The organism is Bacillus sp. V5-8f, from assembly GCF_002863565.1.
Classification (GTDB): domain Bacteria; phylum Bacillota; class Bacilli; order Bacillales; family DSM-1321; genus Peribacillus.
The window spans coordinates 480,234-502,744 of the sequence record NZ_PGUW01000005.1 but is presented as its reverse complement, the minus strand read 5'-3'; the positions used below and the strand labels follow the sequence as shown (position 1 = coordinate 502,744).

Genomic DNA, 22,511 nt, shown 5'->3' with positions numbered 1-22,511 from the left:
GATGAAGCAACCAAAGCGAAGGCCGAAGCGATCATGGAAAATGTGGACAAACAATTAGAAGCATTAGGTGTGGAGCATCCATCTAAGAAACATAACTAATAAAAACAACTGTTAACCGATGTACTTAAATTTATGTTCTATAAAAGCGTGGGCTCAAATGTTGCTCACGCTTTTTCCATCTTCAAAAAATGATCAAATTCCCTCACTTTTCACTTTGTTTTCACCAAACGTTTCTATAATGATTGCATAATCTTCGAAAATGACATGTAGAACAAGGAGAGTAAGATCATGAATTTATATGAAAATGAATTGAACCAAAAGCTGGCCAAAAAGAAAAAGCGTGTATCCAGATTGATGCTTCCCTTATCAGGAGTTGTTTTAGGATCTGTTATGACCCTTTATGTTACCAATAATTTTGACTTTGAAAATATTCCTTCTGTTGAAAAGTTGACGGAAAACTTTAGGGCATCTGCTGTCGAAAAAAAAGACAATACGAAAGCGGAGATTGCCGTACAACAAACTTCGACCCATAGTGACAACTTAGTGGAAGCGATTGAAAAGGTCTCAGAAGCGGTCGTTGGCGTTATTAATATCCAGCAGCAAAACCATCCTTTCTCTGCGTATTCCCAAACGCAAGAAAACAGCGAGGCCCAAAGCGGGACAGGCTCAGGAGTTGTTTTTAAAAAAGTTGGTAATAATGCCTACATCGTAACCAATAACCACGTCATTGATGGAGCGGATAAAGTGGAGATTTCCCTCTCGTCAGGAAAACGGGTACAAGCAGAAATCGTCGGGGCGGACCCATTAACAGATCTGGCTGTTTTAAAAATTGATGGTGCCAATGTGAATGGGATTGCACAATTTGGCGACTCTTCAAAACTCCGCCTTGGCGAACAGGTAGCAGCTATCGGTAATCCGCTTGGATTGGATTTTGCGGGTAGTGTCACGCAAGGCATCATCAGCGGAAAAGAACGGACAATTCCAGTTACCACTTCAGAAGGGGAGTGGGATGCCAGTGTCATCCAGACGGATGCAGCGATTAATCCCGGCAATAGCGGAGGAGCTTTAATCAATAGCTCCGGTCAGGTTGTGGGCATTAACAGCCTTAAGATTGCTGAAGATGGGGTGGAAGGGTTAGGATTTGCTATCCCCAGCCAGGATGTGGTCCCAATCATAAATGAATTGTTGCAAAGCGGCAAAGTAAAACGTCCCTACCTCGGAATCACCCTTGAAAATGTTACCGACTTGTCCAGGTATGTCACCCAGCAACAGTTGAACTTGCCTATTGGTCTGGAAGAAGGTGTGGTCGTATCGTCTGTAGAGCCATCATCATCTGCTGCAAAAGCAGGAATGAAGAGTGGAGATGTCATTGTATCGGTCGATGGAAAGGAAGTAGACACGGTCGGCCAATTCCGCCAATACTTATATTTAAACGCAAAGGAAGCAAATAAAATCAGAGTGAAAATATACCGCAATGGCAAGGAAATGAGCGTTACGATCAATATCTAATAGTAGACTCTACCGAACTATTGCAAAGGGAAGAGTTCCCTTTTGGCTAAGAATAGTTTTAATAGGAAATACTAAGGGAATTCAAAGAGGAAATGGCAATAGAGGGAGGGTGGAGATAAAAGTTTATTTTCCTAGATGGAGTGCGGACCATTCATGTGGAACAAGGAGCATTAGGCAGGGGTATACATCAATGGGTGAAATCAGAATACTAACTTGATGGAGGTATCTATATGTTACGTAAGAGGGGTTTCCTCTACCTAATTTTATCCACGATCTTGTTAGGGGCTGCAACAGGATGTTCATCAGATGATACAGATAAGCCGGGAGTTAAAAATACACCAGTAGACGCAGATGAAGATAGAAATTCCAATAATACAGGTGAAGATGCAGGGCGAAAGAATTGAAAATATTGTCTAATAAACCTGATGAGCATTCACTCACCAGGTTTTTTTTTCTATAAGCGACTCTTTGCGGGCTGCTGATTACACATGGCGGGATTATAGTTAGAAAATTCTTTAAATTAACCCCAAACTTCTTTTGCGACATCGACAACGAACTTCAATTTGTTCCATTGCTCTTCTTCTGTCAAATTATTTCCATGGTGGGTAGAAGCGAATCCACATTGCGGACTGATGCACAGCTGTTCCAAAGGAACGTATTGGGATGCTTCTTTAATTCTTTGTTTAATCGTTTCCTTGTCCTCCAGCTCAGGAAACTTGGAAGTAAATAGCCCTAGGACAACGCGTGGTGCATCTTCTCCATTCGGGATATACTTTAGCGCTTCGAATGATCCTGAGCGCTCATCATCGTACTCCAGGAAAAAACCATTTACTTTTTCCTTATTTAGTAGGGTAGGTGCAATAATATCGTAGCTTCCGGAAAATGCGTAGTCAGATTTATAGTTTCCTCTGCATAGATGGGTAGTTACAAACAGGTCTTCTGGTTTGTCCTCCAGAACACCGTTGATCACACGTAAAGCTAAATCAATCAAGTATTCACGGGTATATTTAGCGTCACTAAAAGGAAGTGCAGGTGCGGATAGGCCAGCAATATATACATCATCCAACTGGACATAGCGTACCCCTACATCATAAAATGCTTTCAGTGTTTGTTTGTATGCTTCAATGATATCCTTTGCAAACTCTTCCCAATCAGAATAGATTGTCGGGTTGATAATGCCGGCATTGAAGAACTGATTAGGGCTAGGAATGGTCACTTTGGCTACCGCCCTGGCACCAACTATTTCAACCAGCTCCTTGGCGTGTTCGATGAAAGGATGATCTGGATTGAATGCTACTTTTCCGATAGCGCGAACATCATGCTTTTCCGTTTCCATCTTGCTGAATTGGTAGCCTTTTTCAGGTGTGTAGCCTTCCATGCCCAGCAGGTTTTCCATAAAATCCGTGTGCCACCAATGCCGTCTGAATTCTCCATCCGTCACCGCTGTAAGGCCAATTTCAATTTGCTTATCTACAATTCTTCTTACCTCCGCCAGTTCTACCTCTCTTAGCTGGTCGGCGCTTATCTCTCCGTTGCTAAAGCGGGATCGCGCTTCCAGCAAGTGCGTAGGCCTTAGTAAACTTCCAACGTGATCTGCCCTGTACGGTGCTTTTGTTAACGTAGTCGACATAAATACTACCTTCTTTCCAATTAGTTTTTAATAAGGCCAAAAAAGAAAAACCTCTTCTGGAAGCAGAAGAGGTTTTTGGCGTAGTGGTCCTTGTCTCTTCTTATCTTCGGCCTTAAGCTTCTGGAATTAGCACAGTACTCTCTATGAAGTCTGTTGCTGAGGTATCGCAGGGCCAGTCCCTCCACCTCTCTGGATAAGAATGTTATTCACTTTTTATTTACTGTACCGTCAATCGTTAATAGCGTCAAGGGGTAATTAAAAAAGTTTTGAATCATCAACAATATATTTTTGGGCTAATTAATCATCAAAGGTAAAACCAAGTCGTAGCACATGAACGGGACTTGCGTTCATTTCGGTAAGGTTTACGATGCCTTGATGAAGGACATTTCCCTTGCATGACTCAAAACCCTAGATGTATAAAAGCCAACAATCTAGGGTTTTGTAATTGTTTATACTGAACCAAATGATTCCTGTAGATTAAAAATTACTTATTTTATTTCCACTAAGCTTATAATCGGGGTGAATAACGGTACCGATTAATAAAATATCTTCCTTGATATTTTCACGAACCATTCTATCTGTACATCTTTCATATTCATCTATTAGTTTACCTAACTCATGCATCAAAATAGTAATTTCTTCACAATTAACCATAAAATATCCCTCTTTATACTGTTACTAAAGTCCTTATTATATTACCCGAAAATAATAGGATTAATCACCATTCTTCTCCTTTCATGTAAAAAGTTTTCATTGAGATACAAATGAAAGCGCTTTATGTGACGATTTTTCAAACGTTTTAAAAAGAATGTCGGAATTTGTCTAACACTTTTGGTATAATATTCCCTATCATATCTTTGGGACTTTTGTACTGTCAATAGAGCTGTAGATTGAGAAAGAGGTGTCCTTACTACATATATTCATGCGAAATAGGTAATATGCTCGATGGATGACAACCTTTATGGGAGACATAAAGGGAAGATATTTTTGTTAAACAGCAATTCGATTAGAACACGAACGACTCCCTCAATTTTAAAAACAAATTGTATAGAAAAGAGGCTATTTTCCATGAAGAACATCATGAAAAACTTACGTTCGAAATTAATCATTTCTTTTGCAGCCATTCTGATCATTCCTTCCATTTGCATTGGCTTACTAGCGTACTCATCAGCTGAAACAGCTGTTGGAAGAGAGATGCTGGATAGTTCGGATGGGAAATTGGCATTGTTGAATTCAAGTATTGATGGCACCATAAAACCCAAGATAAACGACATTGAGTACTTTTCTAAAAGAATAAATTCTAGTCTATATACAGGAAACAGCAGTCCTGAATTACGGGAAAAGCTGGCACAATATGCCATGCTTCATCCGGAAGCTACCAGTATCTTTGTCGGTACGGATAAAGACGGCTTATTCATCCAGGAACCAGCCGTGACTATGGACCCTGATTATGATCCCCGAGAGAGGCCTTGGTATCAAGATGCTATGAAGGCAAAGGGAGAAGTGGTGATTTCTCCTCCTTATCAGGCGGCTGGGACCAAAGATATGGTCGTTACTGTTTCTAAGGCAATCACAGATGGTTCAGGTGTTATAGCAGTTAGCATCAATTTAAACCATCTTCAAAGTCTCGTTCATAACATAAAGATAGGCCATGATGGATATGCCCTCCTTCTGGATCAGGAGAAAACGTACATTGCACACCCGACTATGAAAGCTGGAACGAAAGATGAACAGCCTTTTTCAGATAAATTATATGAAAAAAAGACAGGACAGTTTGAATACCATTTCCAAGGCGAAGACAAATATATGAATTTTACAACCAACGAATTAACAGGATGGAAAATCGGCGGAACGATGTATACGTCAGAGATTTCTGATTCAGCCTCTCCGATATTCAATCGAACATTATTAGTGATTATTGTATCGATTTTAGTAGGATCCATAGTTGTTTATTTAATTATAAAATCAATCATCAATCCGATTAGATTATTAAAACAAAAGGCCGTTACTGTAAGCAAAGGCAATTTGACAGAACATATTGATGTGAAAACCAATGATGAAATTGGACAGCTTGGGCAGGCGTTTAATGACATGCAGGAAAATCTCCGTTCTCTGATTAAACAAGTTGAAATGAGCGCTGAACAAGTTGCATCCTCAGCGGAACAACTGACAGCTAATGCTGAACAAACGAGCGCTGCTACTGAACAAGTAGCGGTATCCATACAGGAAGTAGCCGGCAGTGCCGAAAAACAGACGAGTGGGATCGGCCGAAATGCACAGGCATTAGGTGAAATATCCGCAGGTGTAACGAAAATAGCGGAAAGCTCGTTGAGTGTTTTAGCGCTATCCCAACATACGTCAGTTCAAGCGGAAGAAGGCGGGCAGGCAGTTGCCCATACCAGGGATCAAATGAATTCCATCAGTGAGTCAGTTGTAGAATCCAACACCATGATTCAAGCGTTAAATGAACGTGGAAAGGAAATCGGAACGATACTGGATGTCATTACGGGCATTGCTGAACAGACAAATCTTCTTGCATTGAATGCTGCAATCGAAGCTGCAAGGGCAGGAGAGCAGGGGAAGGGTTTTGCCGTTGTCGCCGACGAAGTACGCAAATTGGCAGAACAATCCCAACACTCGGCCCAGCAAATATTTGAGCTTATTCAAGGTATTCAGAAGGATACCGAAAGCGCGGTTCAGAATATGGCCAGGGTGTCTCATGATGTGCAAGGCGGTGTGAAAGTTTCAAACGGTGCGATAGAGAAATTTAATGAAATCCTAAATAGCGTAAAGCAAATCACGCCGCAAATGCAGGAAGTATCCGCTACAGCCCAGCAAATGTCCGCAGGTGTACAAGAGGTAAGTGCTACAGCAAATGAAGTGGCTATACTTGCAAAAGGAAATGCTGAAACGTCGGAAGAAGTCGCCGCCTCCACTGAGGAACAGCTGGCATCCATGGAAGAGATATCTGCTTCTGCTAAAATGCTTTCCTCTATGGCAGAAGATTTAAAGGGAATCATTGCGAAATTTAAGTATTAGGGAGTTAAAACCCTTTCACATCAGAGATCATAGAAAGACTTTAATGCAAGGTATAGGAAACGGCATCATGATGGAGGAAGTTTATAATGTTCTTTAAGGTAAAAGAAAATCTATTAAGTGGGTTATTAGAGGAAAGTAGAAAGTTAAGAATAAAAGCGGAAGCGAACGATTTTTCCGGGTTGTTTGAAGTTTTTGATGAAAATCCCCAATTAAAAGAAATCTCGGGAAATATCAATGCAGTCATGCAAATGATGAGAGTTAACACTGAAAGACTATCCACTCGCCTGAATCTTGTGACCGAAGCAATTGAAGTGGGTCTTTGGGAAATGGATGTAATAGATGGAGATCCCAATCATCCTGAGAACCCATTTTTATGGAGTGATGAAGTTCGCAGGATACTCGGGTATAATCAGACGGAATTCCCCGATAGCCTTGATAGTTTGATAAGAATTATGCATCCGGACGACAAAGACTGGGTTCTTGATGCGTTTGCTAGTCACCTTATAGACCGTACGGGAAAAATGCCGTTTGATGTGGTATACCGTGTCAGGTTTAAAAGTGGTGAATATCGATGGGTTCACGGTACTGGAGCCACAGTCCGTGATTCAAATGGGAATCCGTTAAGAATAGCTGGTGCATTATTTGATGTTCATGAAAAGAAGATACAAGATCAGGAATTGGAGGAACTGGTTACACGTTACGACCTGATTAATCGTGCGTTGGTAGAAGCTCCGTGGGATATGAAAGTGGTCCAGGGCGATGAGGTCAATACGGACAACGAATTTTGGTGGTCGCCGCAATTCCGGAACACTTTAGGATTTCAGGATGAAACAGATTTTCCAAACGTGATGAGCAGCTGGAGCAACCGGCTTCATCCGGACGATAAAGAACGTACACTAGAGGCATTTGCAGCACACTTAAATGATTATAGCGGGCGGACTCCATTTGACGTCGATTACCGCCTTCAATTAAAAAATGGTGAATATCGATGGTACCATGCAGGCGGAGAAACAATACGCAACCAGCATGGGGCACCATTGCGTGTGGCCGGTACCATACGGGACATCACACACGAAAAAAATAAAGCAGAAATCGTGGAAAAAGTGACAAACGGTATGACACAGCTTTCGGATTCAATTAGTGAGATGGTTAGGGGCATTGGTTCGATCACCAACCATGCACAGGAACTCGCCATGGCTCAGGAACAATCGACTGCCGCAGCCAATCGAGCAAAGAACAGTGCAGATGAAACAAAAAACATTTCTAACTTCATTAAAGGGATTGCAGACCAAACGAACCTTCTGGGATTAAATGCCGCCATAGAGGCTTCGCGTGCTGGAGAACAAGGACGCGGGTTCGGGGTTGTAGCTGATGAGGTACGGAAACTAGCAGTCAACAGTTCAGAAGCCACAGAAAATATTGAAATTAGTCTGAATGAAATGAAGGAACTTATTGAAACGATTCTTACCCACATGAATAAAATAAGCAGCCTCGCTCAGACACAAGCCGCCTTAACGGAAGAAGTAAATGCTTCGGTAGATGAAATAAATGAAATGTCACAATCTTTAGTGGAATTTGCTAAAACAATATAACATTTAAATGCAAGAAAGTAGTTGCCCAAAGTAAGGGTAGCTACTTTCTTAATGTATTGATAGAGAAACGTCTGAATACTGATTATATTGAGTTCACCTTGGTTTACCATTTTTATAATAGATCAAAATGTCTTACAAGCACGCTCTAGGCAATTTAGCAGAGTTTTCTTCTATGTTCACTCGCCCTGATTACATACCTGTTTGAGCAATTGGATTAGGTAACCGTTTTGTCAACATGAATTACCATTTTAAACTTTTACTTAATATCCGAAAAGTCCTTCATCGGGCATATGAAGGATAAAATCCAGGAATCAGGCAAGATGGATGTTTCTGGAATGTTTAATTCTTTTTCATAGAGAATACGTTAATAAAAGAAAAAATCATTTTGAAAAAGGTGGTAAGTGAAGTTGAATTCTGACTTGAAATTTGATTTTCATACCCATCATGAGCGCTGCGGCCATGCGAGGGGAAAAATCCGGGATTATATTGAAACGGCGATCGCCAATGGGTTGGATATGATAGGAATTGCTGATCATACTCCATATTTCTCTAGTGAAGAAGATCAGCCTTATCCGCGCATTGCCATGGGGAAAAGTCACTTTGCCCAGTATGTTTCGGAGGTTTTGCAGCTCAAGAAAGAGTATGAACAAAGGATTGAAGTGCTCCTTGGCATTGAGTCTGACTTCTTTCCGGAACAGCTTGATATTTACCGCCAATATTTCGACCGATATCCGTTTGATTACATCATCGGTTCAGTACACCATGTGGATGGCATCAGTATATTTAAAAAAGGCCGATGGGAAGGACTATCAAACAAAGAAAAGCAGAAAACGAAGGAAACCTACTACAAACTCATAGAACAATCCGCCCGCAGCGGGATGTATCAAATACTTGGCCATATTGACGCCATGAAGGGTTTTTATCCTGCTTTTTCCTCTATTCAAACAGAAGCGGTAGAACATACGTTAAAAGTCATCGCTGAACATGATATTGCTATCGAAGTGAACACCTCGGGGAAAACAAAAGACTCCGGAGGCTGGTACCCTGCCGATGAAATACTTGAAAGAGCACTGTTTTATGGGGTTAAGGTTACTTTTGGTTCAGATGCACATGATCCGGAGCGCGTTGGTGATGACTTTGATAAGGTAAGGCAACGGTTAAGAGAAATCGGCTACCAGAAATGGGCCTATTTTAGAGAAAAGAACATGTTCCTTGCCCCTCTCTAAAAACGACTTTGTGCATAAGAAGACAAGAGCATTTGCACGAAGCTAGCTTGAGCGTGTGCTATGGAGTTTCGCTGTAGCTATATGATTCGCTTCTATTTCCCCAATAAATGCATTGGGGTTTTTTTATTGCTCAATCATCTTTATGAATAAAACAGTTTGATCATTATCTACATTTAAAATCTTTATTTTCCGCTTCCTGGATTTTATTCCTTGTAATCATATCGAAGGACATTTTACGTTCCAGATTCCTAGATTTTGTCTTTCATAGCCCGGATGAAAAACATTGTGCTTTTAAAATGTGCTTTCGACATATTATACATGTCCAATCCTGAATACGGTTTTCGAATAAAATGCTATATAAAATTTAGGAGGTAGATATATGGCTAACAATACTCGCAATCGAGACCGTGAGGACCGTTATCGCGATAGGGAAGAAGACCGCAGACAGCGTAGACGTGAACGGGAGGAAGACCATAGAGATCGTAGGCGTGAGCGGGAAGAAGAACGTAGAGAACGCAGGCGAGAACGGGAAGACCGCAGAGACAGATACGACGACAGAGATAGATATGAAGACAGAAACGAAGACCGAGACAGATATGGAGACCGAGACCGAGACAGATATGGAGACCGAGACCGAGATAGGTATGGAGACAGAAACGAAGACCGAGACCGGTATGGAGAAAGAAACGAAGATCGAGACAGGTATGGAGACGGATACGACGACAGAGATCGATATGGAGACGGATACGAAGACCGAGACAGGTATGGAGATAGATACGAAGACCGAGACAGATACGGTGACAGATATGAAGATAGAGATCGCCACCACAGACATCGGCACCATCACAGACATCGACACCCATTCTGGTTTTAATATTGTAATTCTATAGCAATAGACATTTCAGAAAGAGCCCCGTGGAACTGCGAAACATATCCCGAAAAAGATTATTTTCGGAATGATTGTTTCCTTGTTTTAAACGAGGCGCTTTTTTTGTTTCAGGCTTAATTGAGGGTACATATAAACTTGGTTTTGTTTTTTATTAATGTACGGTAATTATTAATTTTATTGTCCGATGATATTAAAAATAATGAAGAAAATAACTTAAATACGAATAAATAAGTGTTTTATTTGATAAATAATTCGTTTATAATAATTTTGATTATGTAGAGGGGGAATGTTGCCGTATGTATCAATCTAAAAAAATCCTGTTATTAGGATCTGGTGAACTAGGTAAAGAAGTGATTATTGAAGCACAAAGGCTTGGTGTCGATACGGTTGCCGTAGATCGGTATGATCTTGCTCCGGCTATGCAAGTGGCCGATCGCAGCTATGTGATAGATATGCTAGATCCACAGCAGATCAGGCAGATCATTGAAAATGAAAACCCTGATTTGATCGTGCCGGAAATCGAAGCTATTGCTACATCTGAGTTGCTCAAATTAGAAGAAGAAGGCTACCGCGTCATCCCTACTGCTCGCGCTGCCAAATTGACGATGGACCGTGAAGGGATCCGCAGGTTAGCTGCTGAAACGCTTAATCTTCCAACGGCTAACTATCATTTTGCAGATACATATGATGAATTTGTGCAACGCTCAAAGGAAATTGGTTTTCCTTGTGTCATAAAGCCTCTAATGAGTTCTTCGGGCAAAGGGCAAAGTATCTGCCATTCAGAAGCGGACTTGCAAGATTGCTGGAAGGTGGCCCAGGAAGGCGGACGCGTTCAAAATGGAAGAGTCATAATTGAAGAGTTTATTACATTTGATTCGGAAATCACGCTGTTAACGGTTCGTTCTGTAAGCGGGACAACGTTTTGTGCGCCAATCGGCCATATCCAAAAAAGTGGCGATTATATTGAATCCTGGCAGCCTCATCAAATGACGGACCAACAAATCAAGGAGGCGCAAAACATTGCCAAGTCCATTACTGATGAGCTCGGAGGTTTTGGAATTTTCGGCGTAGAGCTTTTCCTCTCCGGCGATAAGGTCTATTTCAGTGAGGTTTCTCCCCGCCCTCACGACACAGGATTAGTTACGCTCGTAACCCAAAATCTATCAGAATTTGCCCTTCATGTTCGCGCGATTTTGGGATTCCCGATTCCTGAAATTACACTGATTACTCCAGGCGCGAGCCGGCCGCTTAAGGCGGATAAGGAGCTTAATGATTACACGATTGAGGGACTTGAAGAGGCACTAGCAGTCCCTAATACTCAGGTACGTATTTTTGGAAAGCCGGTAACAAAAGTCGGACGCCGGGTCGCGGTTGCCCTCTCTACATCTGACAGTACGGAAACAGCACGCCAGAATGCAAAAAATGCACTTGATAAATTGATGGTGAAAAATAAGTAATAAAGATCAGCCCTTGGATTGATTGACTCCGAGGGGTTTTTATTTATCTTTTTGAAAAAATCCACCTACCAATATTCGAAATAATTTTGCTATTTCGCAAGTTAAGTATTTTTCCTGCTATAATCAGGATATGTATTGGCAAATAGATAGAGCATACGTTTTATTCTTCAGTCAATCAATAGGTAAGGGGGATACTACTACATGAATATCATTCCATCAGAAAAAATGAGGAATTTCACAACCGGAATTTTTACGGAGCTGGCCAACAGGAAACAAGCGGCTATTAAACAAGGGAAAGATGTAATTGATTTAAGCGTAGGAAGCCCTGATCTTCCACCTCCTGCTTTTATTGTCAACGCACTCGTGAACCATGCAAAAGACACTACAAAATATGGTTATACGCTGAAGGGAACACCTGAATTTAATCAAGCCGTTTCATATTTTTATAAAAGTCGTTATGGAGTCGATCTAGATGCCGAACATGAAGTGCTGCAATTGATGGGCTCCCAGGACGGACTTGCCCACTTAGCGATGGCGATGATCAATCCTGGCGACTATGTATTAGTGCCTGATCCTGGGTATCCCATTTATGAAGCAAGTGTTGCGCTTGCAGGGGGAAACATCTACCCAATGCCATTGACCGCAGACAACAAGTTCCTGCCAAGGCTTTCAGATATTCCGGACGATATTTTAAATAAAACGAAAATGATGATCATCAGCTACCCAGGCAATCCGGTCACCGCTTTAGCGGATCGAACTTTTTTTGAACAGGTGGTCGAGTTTGCAAGGCTGTACAATATTCTTGTCGTGCATGATTTTGCTTATTCTGAATTGATATTTGATGGAAATCCAAAGATTAGTTTTATGTCGGTTCCGGGTGCGAAAGAGGTTGGGATTGAATTCAATTCCCTTTCGAAAACGTTCAATATTGCAGGCTGCCGAATTGGCTATGTAGTTGGAAATCCGGATGCTGTTAACATATTGGGCACTTTAAAATCACATATCGATTACGGCATTTTTTACCCGATTCAAAAGGCTGCTGAAATTGCGCTGATGTCAGACCATTCCTTCCTTCAGGATCAAGTGGAGGTCTACCAGGACCGCCGTGATGTACTTGTGTCCGGGCTTCAGAAAGCTGGATGGGATGTATCGAAATCACCTGCGACGATGTTCCTTTGGGCTAAGCTGCCAGATGGGTGGACGTCCCGAGAATTTGCATTTCAATTGATTCAGCATGGGGTTGCGGTCACTCCTGGTGATGCCTTTGGCAAACAAGGCGAAGGCTATGTCCGGATGGCATTAGTTCAGCCTGCAGAACGGCTGGCAGAAGCTGCCGAACGCATTCATACTTTCCTAGAAGCAGGGGTAACTTTCCAACAGCTTGAAAATAACTCATTTTAGAATCGTCCCTAAAACAACCGAAGGGAACGGGACGATTCTGTGTTGAACCATGAATGATCATACAAAGGATATAACAATCAGCTGCAGCCAAAAATCTTTTAAACATAGATTATAATCCAATTGAGCTAGACAGATACCTAAATAGAGCCCGTTAAGGATATAACTTACTTTTGGCTCTTATTCATGCCAAACAGAGACACCTATTGGTAACCGCTCCGGTTTGACTGGTGTTTTTTTCTTGCGCTAATAGGAAAGAATAAAAAAGTAAAACTATCCCAGTGGCTGCGCCTTTTCAAGACTCGCAAATCGGCGTGTTTTCTAATAAAATAGGATTATTGCGTGACAAAAGAGGAGTGATCATCATGGTGCGATTCGGAATCGTTGGTACCAATTGGATAACAGAGGCTTTTTTAGAGGCTGCGAGCCTAGTGGACGATTTTTCACTGAATGCGGTTTATTCTCGGACAAGAAAGAAAGCAGAGGAATTTGCAGCAAAATATGGGGTTACACATACGTTTACCGATTTAGAGAGTATGGCGAAGAGTGAGCTGATTGATGCTGTTTATCTTGCCAGCCCTAATTCGCTGCATGCCGAGCAGGCCCAATTATTTTTGAGAAATAAAAAGCATGTGTTGTGCGAAAAGCCGATTGCTTCCAATAGCCATGAGCTTAAGCAAATGGTGCAAACAGCAAAAGAACATGGCGTTCTCCTGATGGAAGCGATGAAATCAACCCTGCTTCCAAACTTCCAGAGTATCCAGGGAAATTTAAGCAAGATCGGACCAGTGCGCAGATATTTTGCAAATTACTGCCAGTATTCCTCCCGCTATGACGCTTATAAAGCAGGAAATATTCTAAATGCATTTAAACCCGAATTTTCCAACGGCGCATTGATGGATATCGGGATTTACTGTATCTATCCCATGGTTGTCTTGTTTGGTAAACCGAAGCAAGTCCGTGCAACCGGAGTGATGCTGGAATCCGGCGTCGACGGGGAAGGAAGCGTAATTTTTACATATGAGGATATGGAAGCGGTGGTTATGTACTCGAAAATTACGGAATCAACCCTGCCTTCCGAAATACAGGGAGAGGCCGGAAATATCAGGATCGACCGGATATCTACCCAAGAAAATGTTGAAATCTACCGCCGCGATGGATCGGTAGAGGATATAAGCAGGGAACAGGTCAGCAACGCAATGTATTATGAAGCAAAGGAATTTGTGGATTTGATCCAGGATGGAAAAACCGAATCTACTATAAATACTTTTGAAAACTCGTTACTCACAATGGAAATACTGGATGAGGTCCGAAAACAAATTGGTGTTGTGTTCCCTGCTGATCGTGAAGTATAAAAGAAAAAAGTAAAATCCATGCAAACTATTTTTGCATGGATTTTTCAATTTTTCTAAAAAAGTACGTTTGATGTTATACCTGAAATCTATTTGTAACATTCTCTTCACCTTGATGAAAAAAATCAATGTTATACTTCATATGGTTAATAATGTCGTCTGATAGAAGAATTGGAAGAATACTAATATTTTAGAAGCATATTATAATTTTCTAGTATAGTAACAAAATATTCATAGAAAAAAGAGAGTATTTTGCACCATCGCTAGGAGAAAAGCAGGGGGAAAGACTTTGAGAAAGAAACTACTTGCGTTGAATACAGCCATCATGCTTGGAGCGGGAAGCTTATTTGCTACAGGGGTACAAGCAGAGTCCTTGAAACAGCAAGAGAAAACTCTCCAGGGACAACGCTCCCAGGTGCAATCAGATATCGCAGCTGAAGTCGATAAGGTTGAAAGCTTGCAGGCTGAGCAGAAAAAACTTGCTGAACAAATCAAACGAATCGAACAGGCAATCAAAGATAATGTTTCAAAAATAGATGAAGCCAAAGTACAAATCGCAGATACAAATCAAGAAATTGAAAAGCTTAAAAAAGAAATAGCAGAATTGCAGGAAAGAATGGAAAAAAGAAACCAGGTGCTGAAACAGCGTGCTGTGTCTTTCCAGGAAAGCGGGGGCGAAGTCAATTACCTTGAGGTATTGCTCTCTTCCACGGATTTCAGCAATTTCATTGAACGGGTAGGAGCGGTTGCCACCCTGGTAAAGGCAGACCAGGAAATTTTGAAACAGCAGGAAGCCGACAAAAAAGAGCTGGAACAAAAGCAGTCTTCAGTAGAGAACAAACTCTCTAAACTGACCGCCATGAAAACAGAACTCGAAGGTATGCTGGCGGGAATCAAGGAACAGCAATCACAAAGTCTGGCTTTGAATGAACAGCTTCAAAAGAAGGAGATAGAAACGGCTTCCTTCATTGCCCAATTGAAGAAAAAGGATGCAAAGCTTGCGGAGAAAGTAACTCTAGTCCAATTAGAGATGAAAAAAGAACAAGAGCGCTTGGCTAAAATTGCCGAAGCCAAACAGCGTGCAGCCGAAGAAGCAAAGAAAAAAGCACAACTTGCAGCAAGTTCAAAGGCTAAAGAACAACAAGCTATCGCGAAGACAGAATCAAAGCCTGAACGAAAAACTGAGGTTGCAGAGCAGAAATCAACTAAACAAGCTTCAAATAAGGTTGAGACGACCCAGTCTAAGCCTTCTCAGCAAAAACCTGCCGAAAAGCCTGTTCGGACAGGCGTGAATAGGAGCATTGCCATTACAGCAGGGAATAAATATATCGGTAATTCGGTATACGTATTTGGTGGAGGACGGACACAGTCCGATATCGATAATGGGAGATTTGACTGCTCAGCATTTGTACATTGGGCTTACTCACAAGCAGGCGTGGAGTTGGGTCAACGTGGCTGGGTGAGTACCGAATCGTTGAAAAATGCCGGGCGCCAGGTTCCTGCCAGCCAAATGCAGCCAGGGGATCTTGTCTTTTTTGACACGTATAAAAAAGACGGCCATGTTGGCATTTATGTCGGCGGTGGACAATTTATCGGCTCCCAGAGCTCAACAGGTGTGGCCATTGCCAATATGAAAGGCGGCTATTGGGGCAAAGTGTTTAATGGGCGGGTAGTACGAATCTAATGTAATGAACGTATTAAACTAAGGGACCTGGATTGATAGGTATACTGAGGTGGGCTATTTCCGATTCACTGATAAAATCTGAATTTCGCTGATATAGTTATTACACTTCAACTTAGTTATTTGGTAAGAGGGAGGGAAGCTTCAATAGAGGTTTCTCTTTTTTCTCATATCAGGCAAGTTATTAGACATCCTATCCTTATAGGAGTATAAGATATAAGTATCGTTTAAAATCTATAAGGATGGAAGGGTTGCACCTTGGCGTTAAAAATAAAGGTATATTCAGATTATGTATGTCCCTTCTGTTTTCTCGCGGAAAAGCCTCTGGAAGAAGCGGTAAAAGGGAAAGATGTTGAAATTGAATGGATGCCATTCGAGCTTCGTCCCGAGCCAAACCGAACCTTGCGTCCCGAAGAAGATTATCTGCAAACAACGTGGAAGCAATCAGTCTATCCAATGGCAGAACGAATGGGCGTCCCTATCGTGTTGCCGAACGTTTCACCGCAGCCATACACTCACCTTGCATTTGAAGGCTTTCAATATGCTAAAGAGAAGGGCAAGGGGAATGAATACAATGACCGGATGTTAAGGGCTTTTTTCCAGGAGGAAAAAAATATCGGTGAAATCAGCGTCCTTACTGATTTGGCGGGTGAGATAGGACTGGATAAAGAAGAGTTCCGTACCAGCCTGGAAACAAGAAAATATAAAGAAGCCCATCAAAAAGCCTTGGATCATGCCTATAATGAAGCAAATATCCAAGCTGTCCCTACCTTTATGATCGGGGATACGAAAATAGCTGGAATCGTCTCCAAAGAGAGATTGGAGAAGGTCATCGAGGAAGAAATGAAAAAACCACAGCTCCTAGACGACTTCCCTCAAGGATTGTCCTGCGGAATTGATGGGTTTTGTTAACTAAGTTTTTTATGCCATGGAGGTACCATTATGAGAGTGAAAATTAACCGCAATGCAGCAAAAGTTTTAAAAGAAAAGTTGGCCACAGAAGAAGCAGAAGGGAAGATGGTCCGTGTTTATGTTACCTTGAACCACGGGGACCATGCCCATTATGACTGGAAATTCGATACACCAACAGAGCATGATGAAGTCGTCTCTACCGATAAAGGAATTGATGTGATTGTCGATAAACGTGAGGATTTCCTCGACGGAGTCTGGATCAAATACTTTTACGTACCCCAGGAAGGCTTTGAAATCACCAATCCATTCAAGGAAGTCAGCGGCCATCATCATTAATCTTAAGCAGCCAGAAGGAAAAAAATCCTGCTGGCTGCTTTTCTTTTTTGACCGTTCGGTATAACTTTGTTATCGTAAAAATGAGACTAAGTGGAAGGGTGATAGGTAAGTGGAACATTTCAAAGCGTTGGTTGTCAATAAAACAGAAGACGATTTTTCCGTAAACATCCAAGACCTTACACTAAATGAACTGCCCGAGGGTGACGTTGTGATAAGGGTGGCCTATTCCAGCGTCAACTATAAAGATGGGCTAGCATCCATTCCTAACGGGAATATAGTTAAGTCTTATCCATTTGTGCCGGGAATCGATCTAGCAGGAATTGTTGTTTCCTCCACAGATTCACGTTACAAAGAGGGCGATAAAGTAATCGCTACTAGCTATGAAATCGGGGTGTCCCATTTTGGAGGGTATAGTGAATATGCCCGCATCCCTGCGGAATGGATTGTTCCCCTTCCGGACGAATTGACCTTAAAGGAAGCAATGGCTTACGGAACAGCCGGCTTTACAGCTGCACTATCCGTACAGCAATTGGAAAATGTGGGCCTTACCCCTGATAAAGGAACAGTGCTTGTAACAGGGGCTACCGGTGGCGTAGGAAGCGTAGCTGTAGCCATGCTTGCAAAACGAGGATACAATGTCGCAGCGAGCACTGGCAAAGAATCCGAGCATGATTATCTACATAAAATCGGAGCAAAAGAAGTTCTTACCCGCGAAGATGTATTTGGCGGGAAGGTTCGGGCGCTTGATAAGCAGCTTTGGGCAGGCGCCGTAGACCCAGTTGGCGGTGAATCACTTGCAGCCGTGTTAAGCAAGATGCACTATGGTGGATCCGTTGCTGTAAGCGGTTTAACAGGTGGAACCTCCGTTCCGACCTCTGTGTTCCCGTTCATCCTCCGTGGAGTTAACTTACTAGGAATTGATTCCGTTTACTGTCCGATGGAAGTGCGCAAACCACTTTGGGAGCGGATGGCCACGGACTTGAAGCCAGCCAACCTGCTGGACGAAATTCGGAAGGAAATTACTCTCGAGGAGCTGCCTGATGCCTTGCAGACTATATTACAGGGCCAGGCTAGAGGTAGAATGATTGTGAGGGTGAGTGGAGAGTAATGGGGAAGGGAAGTAATTGTTCCCCCAGAGTAGACGGTGGAAGTTTTAAAAATTTCTAAGATTTAAAAGCTTGTAAACTATAATAGAAGCTGGTGAAAAATGATTTTCGCCAGCTTCTTTTTTTCGGTCATTTCTACTTGTAAATAGTAGAAAAGAGGATGCCCGTAAATATGGCCCCATAACATTGGATTTTTAGACCTACAAGTCTTTCCCTCAGAATTCCTATAGAATGAGCAACTCAAACTTGACTCTCTTTACTACATTCATAAAACTATTCAAAAACCTCATGTTGAGCCCATTTTTCTTTAGTCATATGGGTGAAGAAGAATCCAATAAATTTTAAGTTTTTCACATACAAACAAGGGGTAAAGTAAACAATGGTTCAATATGCCTCCGAATCTTGTTAGTTTAGCCTATGCGATGAAAATGGAAGATTATTTAGAACACATCATGATATAACTACATACTACCGCCATTATTAAAAACATAATACCTAATCGTTTTTGCTTTCAAAATCTGATCCTTTGAAAAAAAATTTGAGTTTCGAAATCTACTCGCAGAAACCAGGAGGCCACATTCTCTTATTTAAGGGGGGAGAATCCAGAAAACCAATGGCGCTAAAATGCTTACTCGGGCATTACCTGTCTTAAACTATAGGAGCTAGGCTGGAGTAAGTGCCAATGTGCAGGTAATGAACGGTTTAAGCATTCAAATAGATATGAACAAAGAGGTGTGTTTGAATGAAAAAATTGTTGCTTTTAATGGTTACTATCATTGGATTGATATGGCCTTTATTGGGGTGCCAAAATTCTCAAGAAACGTCTGCAAGCGGTAAAACCACAATTCATTTTATTCACTGGCGTGGCGAAGACGTAGAAGTATTGAATGGGATCATTAAGAAGTTTGAAAAAGAGAATCCGAACATCAAAGTAACCATGAATGTTTTTCCTTCTGACCAGTACCAGACCATTCTTCAAAGCAAGATAAGGGATGGGAAAGCAGGGGACGTTTTCACGTCTCTTCCAGGAGCGCAGTTTGACGCCCTTGCAAAAGCGGGATTTTTTACCGACCTGACAAATGAAAAGTATATTTCAAACTATAATGAAAAACTGATCCGTAACGGGCAGAAGAATGGGAAACAATTGGCTATCCCGTATCAGCTTGTATTTAACCAGCCTGTATATAATTCAGAAATCTTTAAAAAATTGGGCCTTGAGCCTCCAACCGATTGGGAAGGATTTTTAAATGTATGTGAAACACTGAAGAAAAATGGATACATACCGATTGCTTTTCCTGGCGATTTGGGACCTGCACAATTCATGAACAGTATGGTTATGAATAATATGCCAAACGAAGATGCCTTAAAGAATCTACAAGCAGGAAAGACGAAGCTTACAGATAAATGGTGGGTGAAAACGTTAAGCCAGATTGAAGAGCTGAAAGATAAAGGCTATTTCCAAAAGGATGTTTTGGGAACGAAACAGGATGGGGCCATCGCGTTGATTTCCCAGGAAAAAGCGGCGATGTTCGCCATGGGATCGTTCTCCATTGCCAGCATCAAGAAACAAAATCCTGACATTCAATTGGATACCCTTGCACCAATTACTGTAGCAGCAGATAAGGCTAAATATGAAGGTGTCCATACGTCCACCTTTATGCTGGCAATCAACCAGAAATCTGAAAAGAAAGAAGCAGCTAAAAAGTTCTTGGAATTCCTTAGCCGTCCTGAAATTGCTTCTGAATATGCAAACGGGACCGCACAGCACGTGACAGTCAACAATGTGAAATATGAATCAGAAGAATTAAAAAGACTGGAACCATGGGTGACAAAAAAAACAATTTTCCAGCCTAGATATACGATTACCAATACAAATGTAGAGAAAGCGGTGACCGGATCCATTCAGGATGTTTTAAGCGGTGCTTCTCCAAAAGAGGCAGCGAAAAAAGCACAGGATATCGTGAAGCAAAATATTAAGTAAATAGTATTGCACAACGAGTGTGGAAGGGGATGCCCCTTCCACACTATTAGTAAGGAATGGCCTGAGAAGGGATGTAATGTATGAATAAATCGAAAGCGTTGTTGTTGTTCATATTGCCTGGATTGCTTATCTATCTAGTATTCTTTGTTCTCCCTACCTTATCTTCTCTGTTTTTCTCCTTTACGGATTGGTCGGGGATGAGCGGTGATTACCGTTTCGTAGGAATGGCCAACTATCAGCACATGCTCAACGATACTGTCTTCCAAATGTCATTGGGAAATAACCTCAAATTTATGTTTGTTGTTTTGATTGTACAATTTGCCTGCTCCCTTGCATTGGCATTATTTCTGAAAAAAAATACTAGGACCAATGTATTTTTAAGGGCCGTTTACTTCTTCCCAACGATCTTATCATCTGTGTCTGTATCATTTATTTGGTTATTTATGTACGACCCGAATTTTGGGGTTTTAAATGCAATGCTGGACAGGTTTAACGTGGATGGAGTAAATTGGCTGGGCGATAAAAAACTGGCGATCTATTCCGTCGCATTTGTCCAGGCTTGGTTCCATACAGGACAGATGATTGTCATCTTTGTCGCAGGCTTGCAATCCATTCCGGATGACCTGTATGAAGTGGCAAGGATCGAAGGAGCAAGTGAATGGCAGATATTCCGCAACATAACATGGCCGCTTGTAGCACCTGCTGCCGTCATTGTCGCAGCCTACACCACCATTCAATCGTTTAAAGCCTTTGATCTCATTTTTGCCATGACCCGGGGAGGCCCGAACTACTCGACAGAAATCTTGTCCACTTACCTATACAGTTCAGCATTTATGAACAACCAATTCGGTTATGCCTCGGCCATTTCTATGGTGTTTATGCTCATTGTTGCACTTATAACTCTAGCTCAGTTTAAACTTCTTCAGCTTAACAGAGTGGACTACTAAGGGGGGAATGATATGTTATCAGCCATTATAAAAAGGGGACTATTATTTTTTTATGCTGTGGCCATTTTGGTACCGGTAAGCGTAATCATTTTTTCTACTTTTAAGACGACCCAGCAGCTTTTTAAAAGTCCGTTCTCCTTACCAGACAGCTTGAATTTTATTACCTACCAAAGCATACTCAGTGATCAGCCGTTTATGTTGTATTTCACCAATAGTGTGATCGTGACGCTTTTTTCTGTACTTTTCACCTTATTCTTTTCCAGTATGATCGCCTTTGGAATCAGCCAGATGAATAAATGGATCGGAAGGGTTCTCTTTTCTTTTTTCGTAATAGGAATGATGGTCCCCGCTCAGGTAAATATGCTTCCCTTATATGAATTGGTTTCTTCCTTGAACCTGACAAACTCACTCCTGGGGCTCATCATTGTGAATATTGCTGGCACACTTCCTATAGCAGTACTGATATTGACGGGGTTCACACGGACCCTTCCTAAAACAGTGTTGGAAGCAGCCAAAATGGATGGAGCCGGACATTGGCAAACCTATGTCCGCATATTTTTGCCGTTATTAGCTGCACCGCTGGCTTCTGCAGGAATTTTCCTCTCGGTGATGTACTGGAATGACTTATTGAATCCATTAATCTACATAACCGACGATTCCAAAAAAACACTTCCCGTCATGCTCCTTGGTTTTCAAGGGGAGTACGTAACGAACTACCCAATGTTGTTTACAGGTGTAGTCCTTTCATCACTTCCTATCGTGTTGACATATATTTTCCTGCAGAGGTACTTTGTTTCCGGCCTTACGGCTGGCGCTATGAAGCAATAGATACATTAATTAATAGTGTAGAACCGGAAGCAACATGAAAAGATAAAGTTATTTACAGATGAATTTCGCACTCTTTTATTAAAAATAAACCAATCATCAGAAGTTTTAGCATCTTCTGCAGAGGAATTATCGGCGAATGCTGATCAAACTGCCAAAACGACAAAAGAAGTGACGATCGCTCTACAGGAAGTGGCAACTGGATCAGATGCACAAGTTTCAAGTGCTGATGAAACTGCCAGGGCAATGGATGAAATTTCAACAGGCATTCAGCGCATTGCTGAAAATTCTAGCAGTGTTTCTGATTCTTCTCTTGAAGCAGCCAAAAATGCTACCAACGGCGATGAAGTAATTAAGCAGGTTATGTCGCAAATGGATGCAATTAGCCTTTCGGGGAAAGAAGGAGTCTCCATCGTGAGACTGCTCGGTACCCATTCGGAGCAAATAGGAAAATTTATTGAAGTGATCACTCAAATTTCCGACCAGACCAACCTGCTCGCTTTGAATGCAGCAATAGAAGCGGCGCGTGCGGGTGAACATGGTAAAGGCTTTGCAGTGGTGGCTGATGAAGTTAGAAAATTGGCAGAGGACTAAAAGAGTTCAGCTGAAAGCCGTCTCGCTTATGGAAAAA

At 41.8% G+C, this 22,511-nt stretch carries 18 protein-coding genes, 1 pseudogene and 1 riboswitch; of the genes and pseudogenes, 17 read left to right on the top strand and 2 right to left on the bottom strand.

Annotated elements, in window-relative coordinates; all coding sequences use genetic code 11:
• Nucleotides 1-288: 288 nt before the first annotated feature.
• Both CUU64_RS10000 and CUU64_RS21970 read left to right on the top strand, forming a co-directional pair.
• The gene (locus CUU64_RS10000; protein ID WP_101633459.1) at nucleotides 289-1,509 is read left to right on the top strand and encodes a S1C family serine protease; all 1,221 of its coding nucleotides are present in this window, start codon (nucleotides 289-291) and stop codon (nucleotides 1,507-1,509) included.
• A 230-nt stretch (nucleotides 1,510-1,739) separates the two neighbouring features.
• Nucleotides 1,740-1,913 (top strand): hypothetical protein, encoded by a 174-nt coding sequence (locus CUU64_RS21970; protein WP_180954540.1) that lies wholly within the window; start codon nucleotides 1,740-1,742, stop codon nucleotides 1,911-1,913.
• 116 nt (nucleotides 1,914-2,029) lie between these two features.
• Here the strand turns inward: CUU64_RS21970 and CUU64_RS09995 are convergent, their stop codons facing one another.
• Together CUU64_RS09995 and CUU64_RS21965 are read right to left on the bottom strand one after the other, a co-directional pair.
• Entirely contained in the window at nucleotides 2,030-3,139 is a 1,110-nt protein-coding gene (locus CUU64_RS09995) for a 5-methyltetrahydropteroyltriglutamate--homocysteine S-methyltransferase (RefSeq protein WP_101633458.1), read from the bottom strand.
• A gap of 97 nt (nucleotides 3,140-3,236) precedes the next feature.
• Nucleotides 3,237-3,339: riboswitch (SAM riboswitch) on the bottom strand.
• Nucleotides 3,340-3,616: 277 nt separating this feature from the next.
• Nucleotides 3,617-3,793 carry a hypothetical protein gene (locus tag CUU64_RS21965; protein WP_180954539.1) on the bottom strand — a complete coding sequence of 59 codons (177 nt, stop codon included), beginning with the start codon at nucleotides 3,791-3,793 and terminating at the stop codon, nucleotides 3,617-3,619.
• 414 nt (nucleotides 3,794-4,207) lie between these two features.
• Here CUU64_RS21965 and CUU64_RS09990 point away from each other — a divergent pair, with 414 nt between their 5' ends.
• From CUU64_RS09990 to CUU64_RS09920, 15 genes and pseudogenes are all read left to right on the top strand, one after another.
• Entirely contained in the window at nucleotides 4,208-6,178 is a 1,971-nt protein-coding gene (locus CUU64_RS09990; RefSeq protein ID WP_101633457.1) for a methyl-accepting chemotaxis protein, read from the top strand.
• Nucleotides 6,179-6,264: 86 nt separating this feature from the next.
• A complete protein-coding gene (locus CUU64_RS22935; RefSeq protein ID WP_101633456.1) occupies nucleotides 6,265-7,770 on the top strand; it encodes a methyl-accepting chemotaxis protein in 1,506 nt (501 codons plus the stop codon).
• Nucleotides 7,771-8,177: 407 nt separating this feature from the next.
• The gene (locus tag CUU64_RS09980; RefSeq protein ID WP_257985473.1) at nucleotides 8,178-8,996 is read left to right on the top strand and encodes a histidinol-phosphatase; all 819 of its coding nucleotides are present in this window, start codon (nucleotides 8,178-8,180) and stop codon (nucleotides 8,994-8,996) included.
• Nucleotides 8,997-9,375: 379 nt separating this feature from the next.
• Nucleotides 9,376-9,870 carry a hypothetical protein gene (locus tag CUU64_RS21960; RefSeq protein ID WP_180954538.1) on the top strand — a complete coding sequence of 165 codons (495 nt, stop codon included), beginning with the start codon at nucleotides 9,376-9,378 and terminating at the stop codon, nucleotides 9,868-9,870.
• Nucleotides 9,871-10,181: 311 nt separating this feature from the next.
• The gene (purT, locus tag CUU64_RS09970) at nucleotides 10,182-11,342 is read left to right on the top strand and encodes a phosphoribosylglycinamide formyltransferase 2 (RefSeq protein ID WP_101633454.1); all 1,161 of its coding nucleotides are present in this window, start codon (nucleotides 10,182-10,184) and stop codon (nucleotides 11,340-11,342) included.
• Nucleotides 11,343-11,543: 201 nt separating this feature from the next.
• A complete protein-coding gene (locus CUU64_RS09965; protein ID WP_101633453.1) occupies nucleotides 11,544-12,743 on the top strand; it encodes an LL-diaminopimelate aminotransferase in 1,200 nt (399 codons plus the stop codon).
• Nucleotides 12,744-13,105: 362 nt separating this feature from the next.
• Entirely contained in the window at nucleotides 13,106-14,095 is a 990-nt protein-coding gene (locus CUU64_RS09960; protein WP_101633452.1) for a Gfo/Idh/MocA family protein, read from the top strand.
• A gap of 286 nt (nucleotides 14,096-14,381) precedes the next feature.
• Nucleotides 14,382-15,776, top strand: coding sequence for a C40 family peptidase (locus CUU64_RS22930; RefSeq protein ID WP_101633451.1), 1,395 nt, complete (start codon nucleotides 14,382-14,384; stop codon nucleotides 15,774-15,776).
• A 255-nt stretch (nucleotides 15,777-16,031) separates the two neighbouring features.
• Complete coding sequence (locus CUU64_RS09950; protein WP_101633450.1) at nucleotides 16,032-16,685, top strand: DsbA family oxidoreductase; 654 nt, start codon at nucleotides 16,032-16,034, stop codon at nucleotides 16,683-16,685.
• Nucleotides 16,686-16,715: 30 nt separating this feature from the next.
• Complete coding sequence (locus CUU64_RS09945; protein ID WP_101633449.1) at nucleotides 16,716-17,021, top strand: iron-sulfur cluster assembly accessory protein; 306 nt, start codon at nucleotides 16,716-16,718, stop codon at nucleotides 17,019-17,021.
• A gap of 109 nt (nucleotides 17,022-17,130) precedes the next feature.
• Entirely contained in the window at nucleotides 17,131-18,129 is a 999-nt protein-coding gene (locus CUU64_RS09940) for an NADPH:quinone oxidoreductase family protein (RefSeq protein ID WP_101633448.1), read from the top strand.
• Nucleotides 18,130-18,869: 740 nt separating this feature from the next.
• A complete protein-coding gene (locus tag CUU64_RS09935) occupies nucleotides 18,870-20,108 on the top strand; it encodes an ABC transporter substrate-binding protein (protein ID WP_101633447.1) in 1,239 nt (412 codons plus the stop codon).
• An 80-nt stretch (nucleotides 20,109-20,188) separates the two neighbouring features.
• Nucleotides 20,189-21,055, top strand: coding sequence for a carbohydrate ABC transporter permease (locus tag CUU64_RS09930; protein ID WP_180954537.1), 867 nt, complete (start codon nucleotides 20,189-20,191; stop codon nucleotides 21,053-21,055).
• 12 nt (nucleotides 21,056-21,067) lie between these two features.
• Nucleotides 21,068-21,883, top strand: a complete 816-nt coding sequence (locus CUU64_RS09925) for a carbohydrate ABC transporter permease (protein ID WP_101633446.1) — start codon at nucleotides 21,068-21,070, stop codon at nucleotides 21,881-21,883.
• Nucleotides 21,884-22,126: 243 nt separating this feature from the next.
• Nucleotides 22,127-22,471: pseudogene (locus tag CUU64_RS09920) on the top strand (methyl-accepting chemotaxis protein); the annotation flags it as partial.
• Between the last annotated feature and the right edge of the window lie 40 nt (nucleotides 22,472-22,511).

Excerpts from the sequence above, each read along its gene's own strand:
- CUU64_RS09965 (WP_101633453.1), top strand. The coding sequence starts at position 11,544 with ATGAATATCATTCCATCAGAAAAAATGAGGAATTTCACAACCGGAATT.
- CUU64_RS21970 (WP_180954540.1), top strand. The coding sequence starts at position 1,740 with ATGTTACGTAAGAGGGGTTTCCTCTACCTAATTTTATCCACGATCTTG.
- CUU64_RS09990 (WP_101633457.1), top strand. The coding sequence starts at position 4,208 with ATGAAGAACATCATGAAAAACTTACGTTCGAAATTAATCATTTCTTTT.
- CUU64_RS09925 (WP_101633446.1), top strand. The coding sequence starts at position 21,068 with ATGTTATCAGCCATTATAAAAAGGGGACTATTATTTTTTTATGCTGTG.
- CUU64_RS21965 (WP_180954539.1), bottom strand. The coding sequence starts at position 3,793 with ATGGTTAATTGTGAAGAAATTACTATTTTGATGCATGAGTTAGGTAAA.
- CUU64_RS09945 (WP_101633449.1), top strand. The coding sequence starts at position 16,716 with ATGAGAGTGAAAATTAACCGCAATGCAGCAAAAGTTTTAAAAGAAAAG.
- purT (WP_101633454.1), top strand. The coding sequence starts at position 10,182 with ATGTATCAATCTAAAAAAATCCTGTTATTAGGATCTGGTGAACTAGGT.
- CUU64_RS09960 (WP_101633452.1), top strand. The coding sequence starts at position 13,106 with ATGGTGCGATTCGGAATCGTTGGTACCAATTGGATAACAGAGGCTTTT.
- CUU64_RS09995 (WP_101633458.1), bottom strand. The coding sequence starts at position 3,139 with ATGTCGACTACGTTAACAAAAGCACCGTACAGGGCAGATCACGTTGGA.
- CUU64_RS09930 (WP_180954537.1), top strand. The coding sequence starts at position 20,189 with ATGAATAAATCGAAAGCGTTGTTGTTGTTCATATTGCCTGGATTGCTT.
- CUU64_RS09935 (WP_101633447.1), top strand. The coding sequence starts at position 18,870 with ATGAAAAAATTGTTGCTTTTAATGGTTACTATCATTGGATTGATATGG.
- CUU64_RS21960 (WP_180954538.1), top strand. The coding sequence starts at position 9,376 with ATGGCTAACAATACTCGCAATCGAGACCGTGAGGACCGTTATCGCGAT.
- CUU64_RS22935 (WP_101633456.1), top strand. The coding sequence starts at position 6,265 with ATGTTCTTTAAGGTAAAAGAAAATCTATTAAGTGGGTTATTAGAGGAA.
- CUU64_RS10000 (WP_101633459.1), top strand. The coding sequence starts at position 289 with ATGAATTTATATGAAAATGAATTGAACCAAAAGCTGGCCAAAAAGAAA.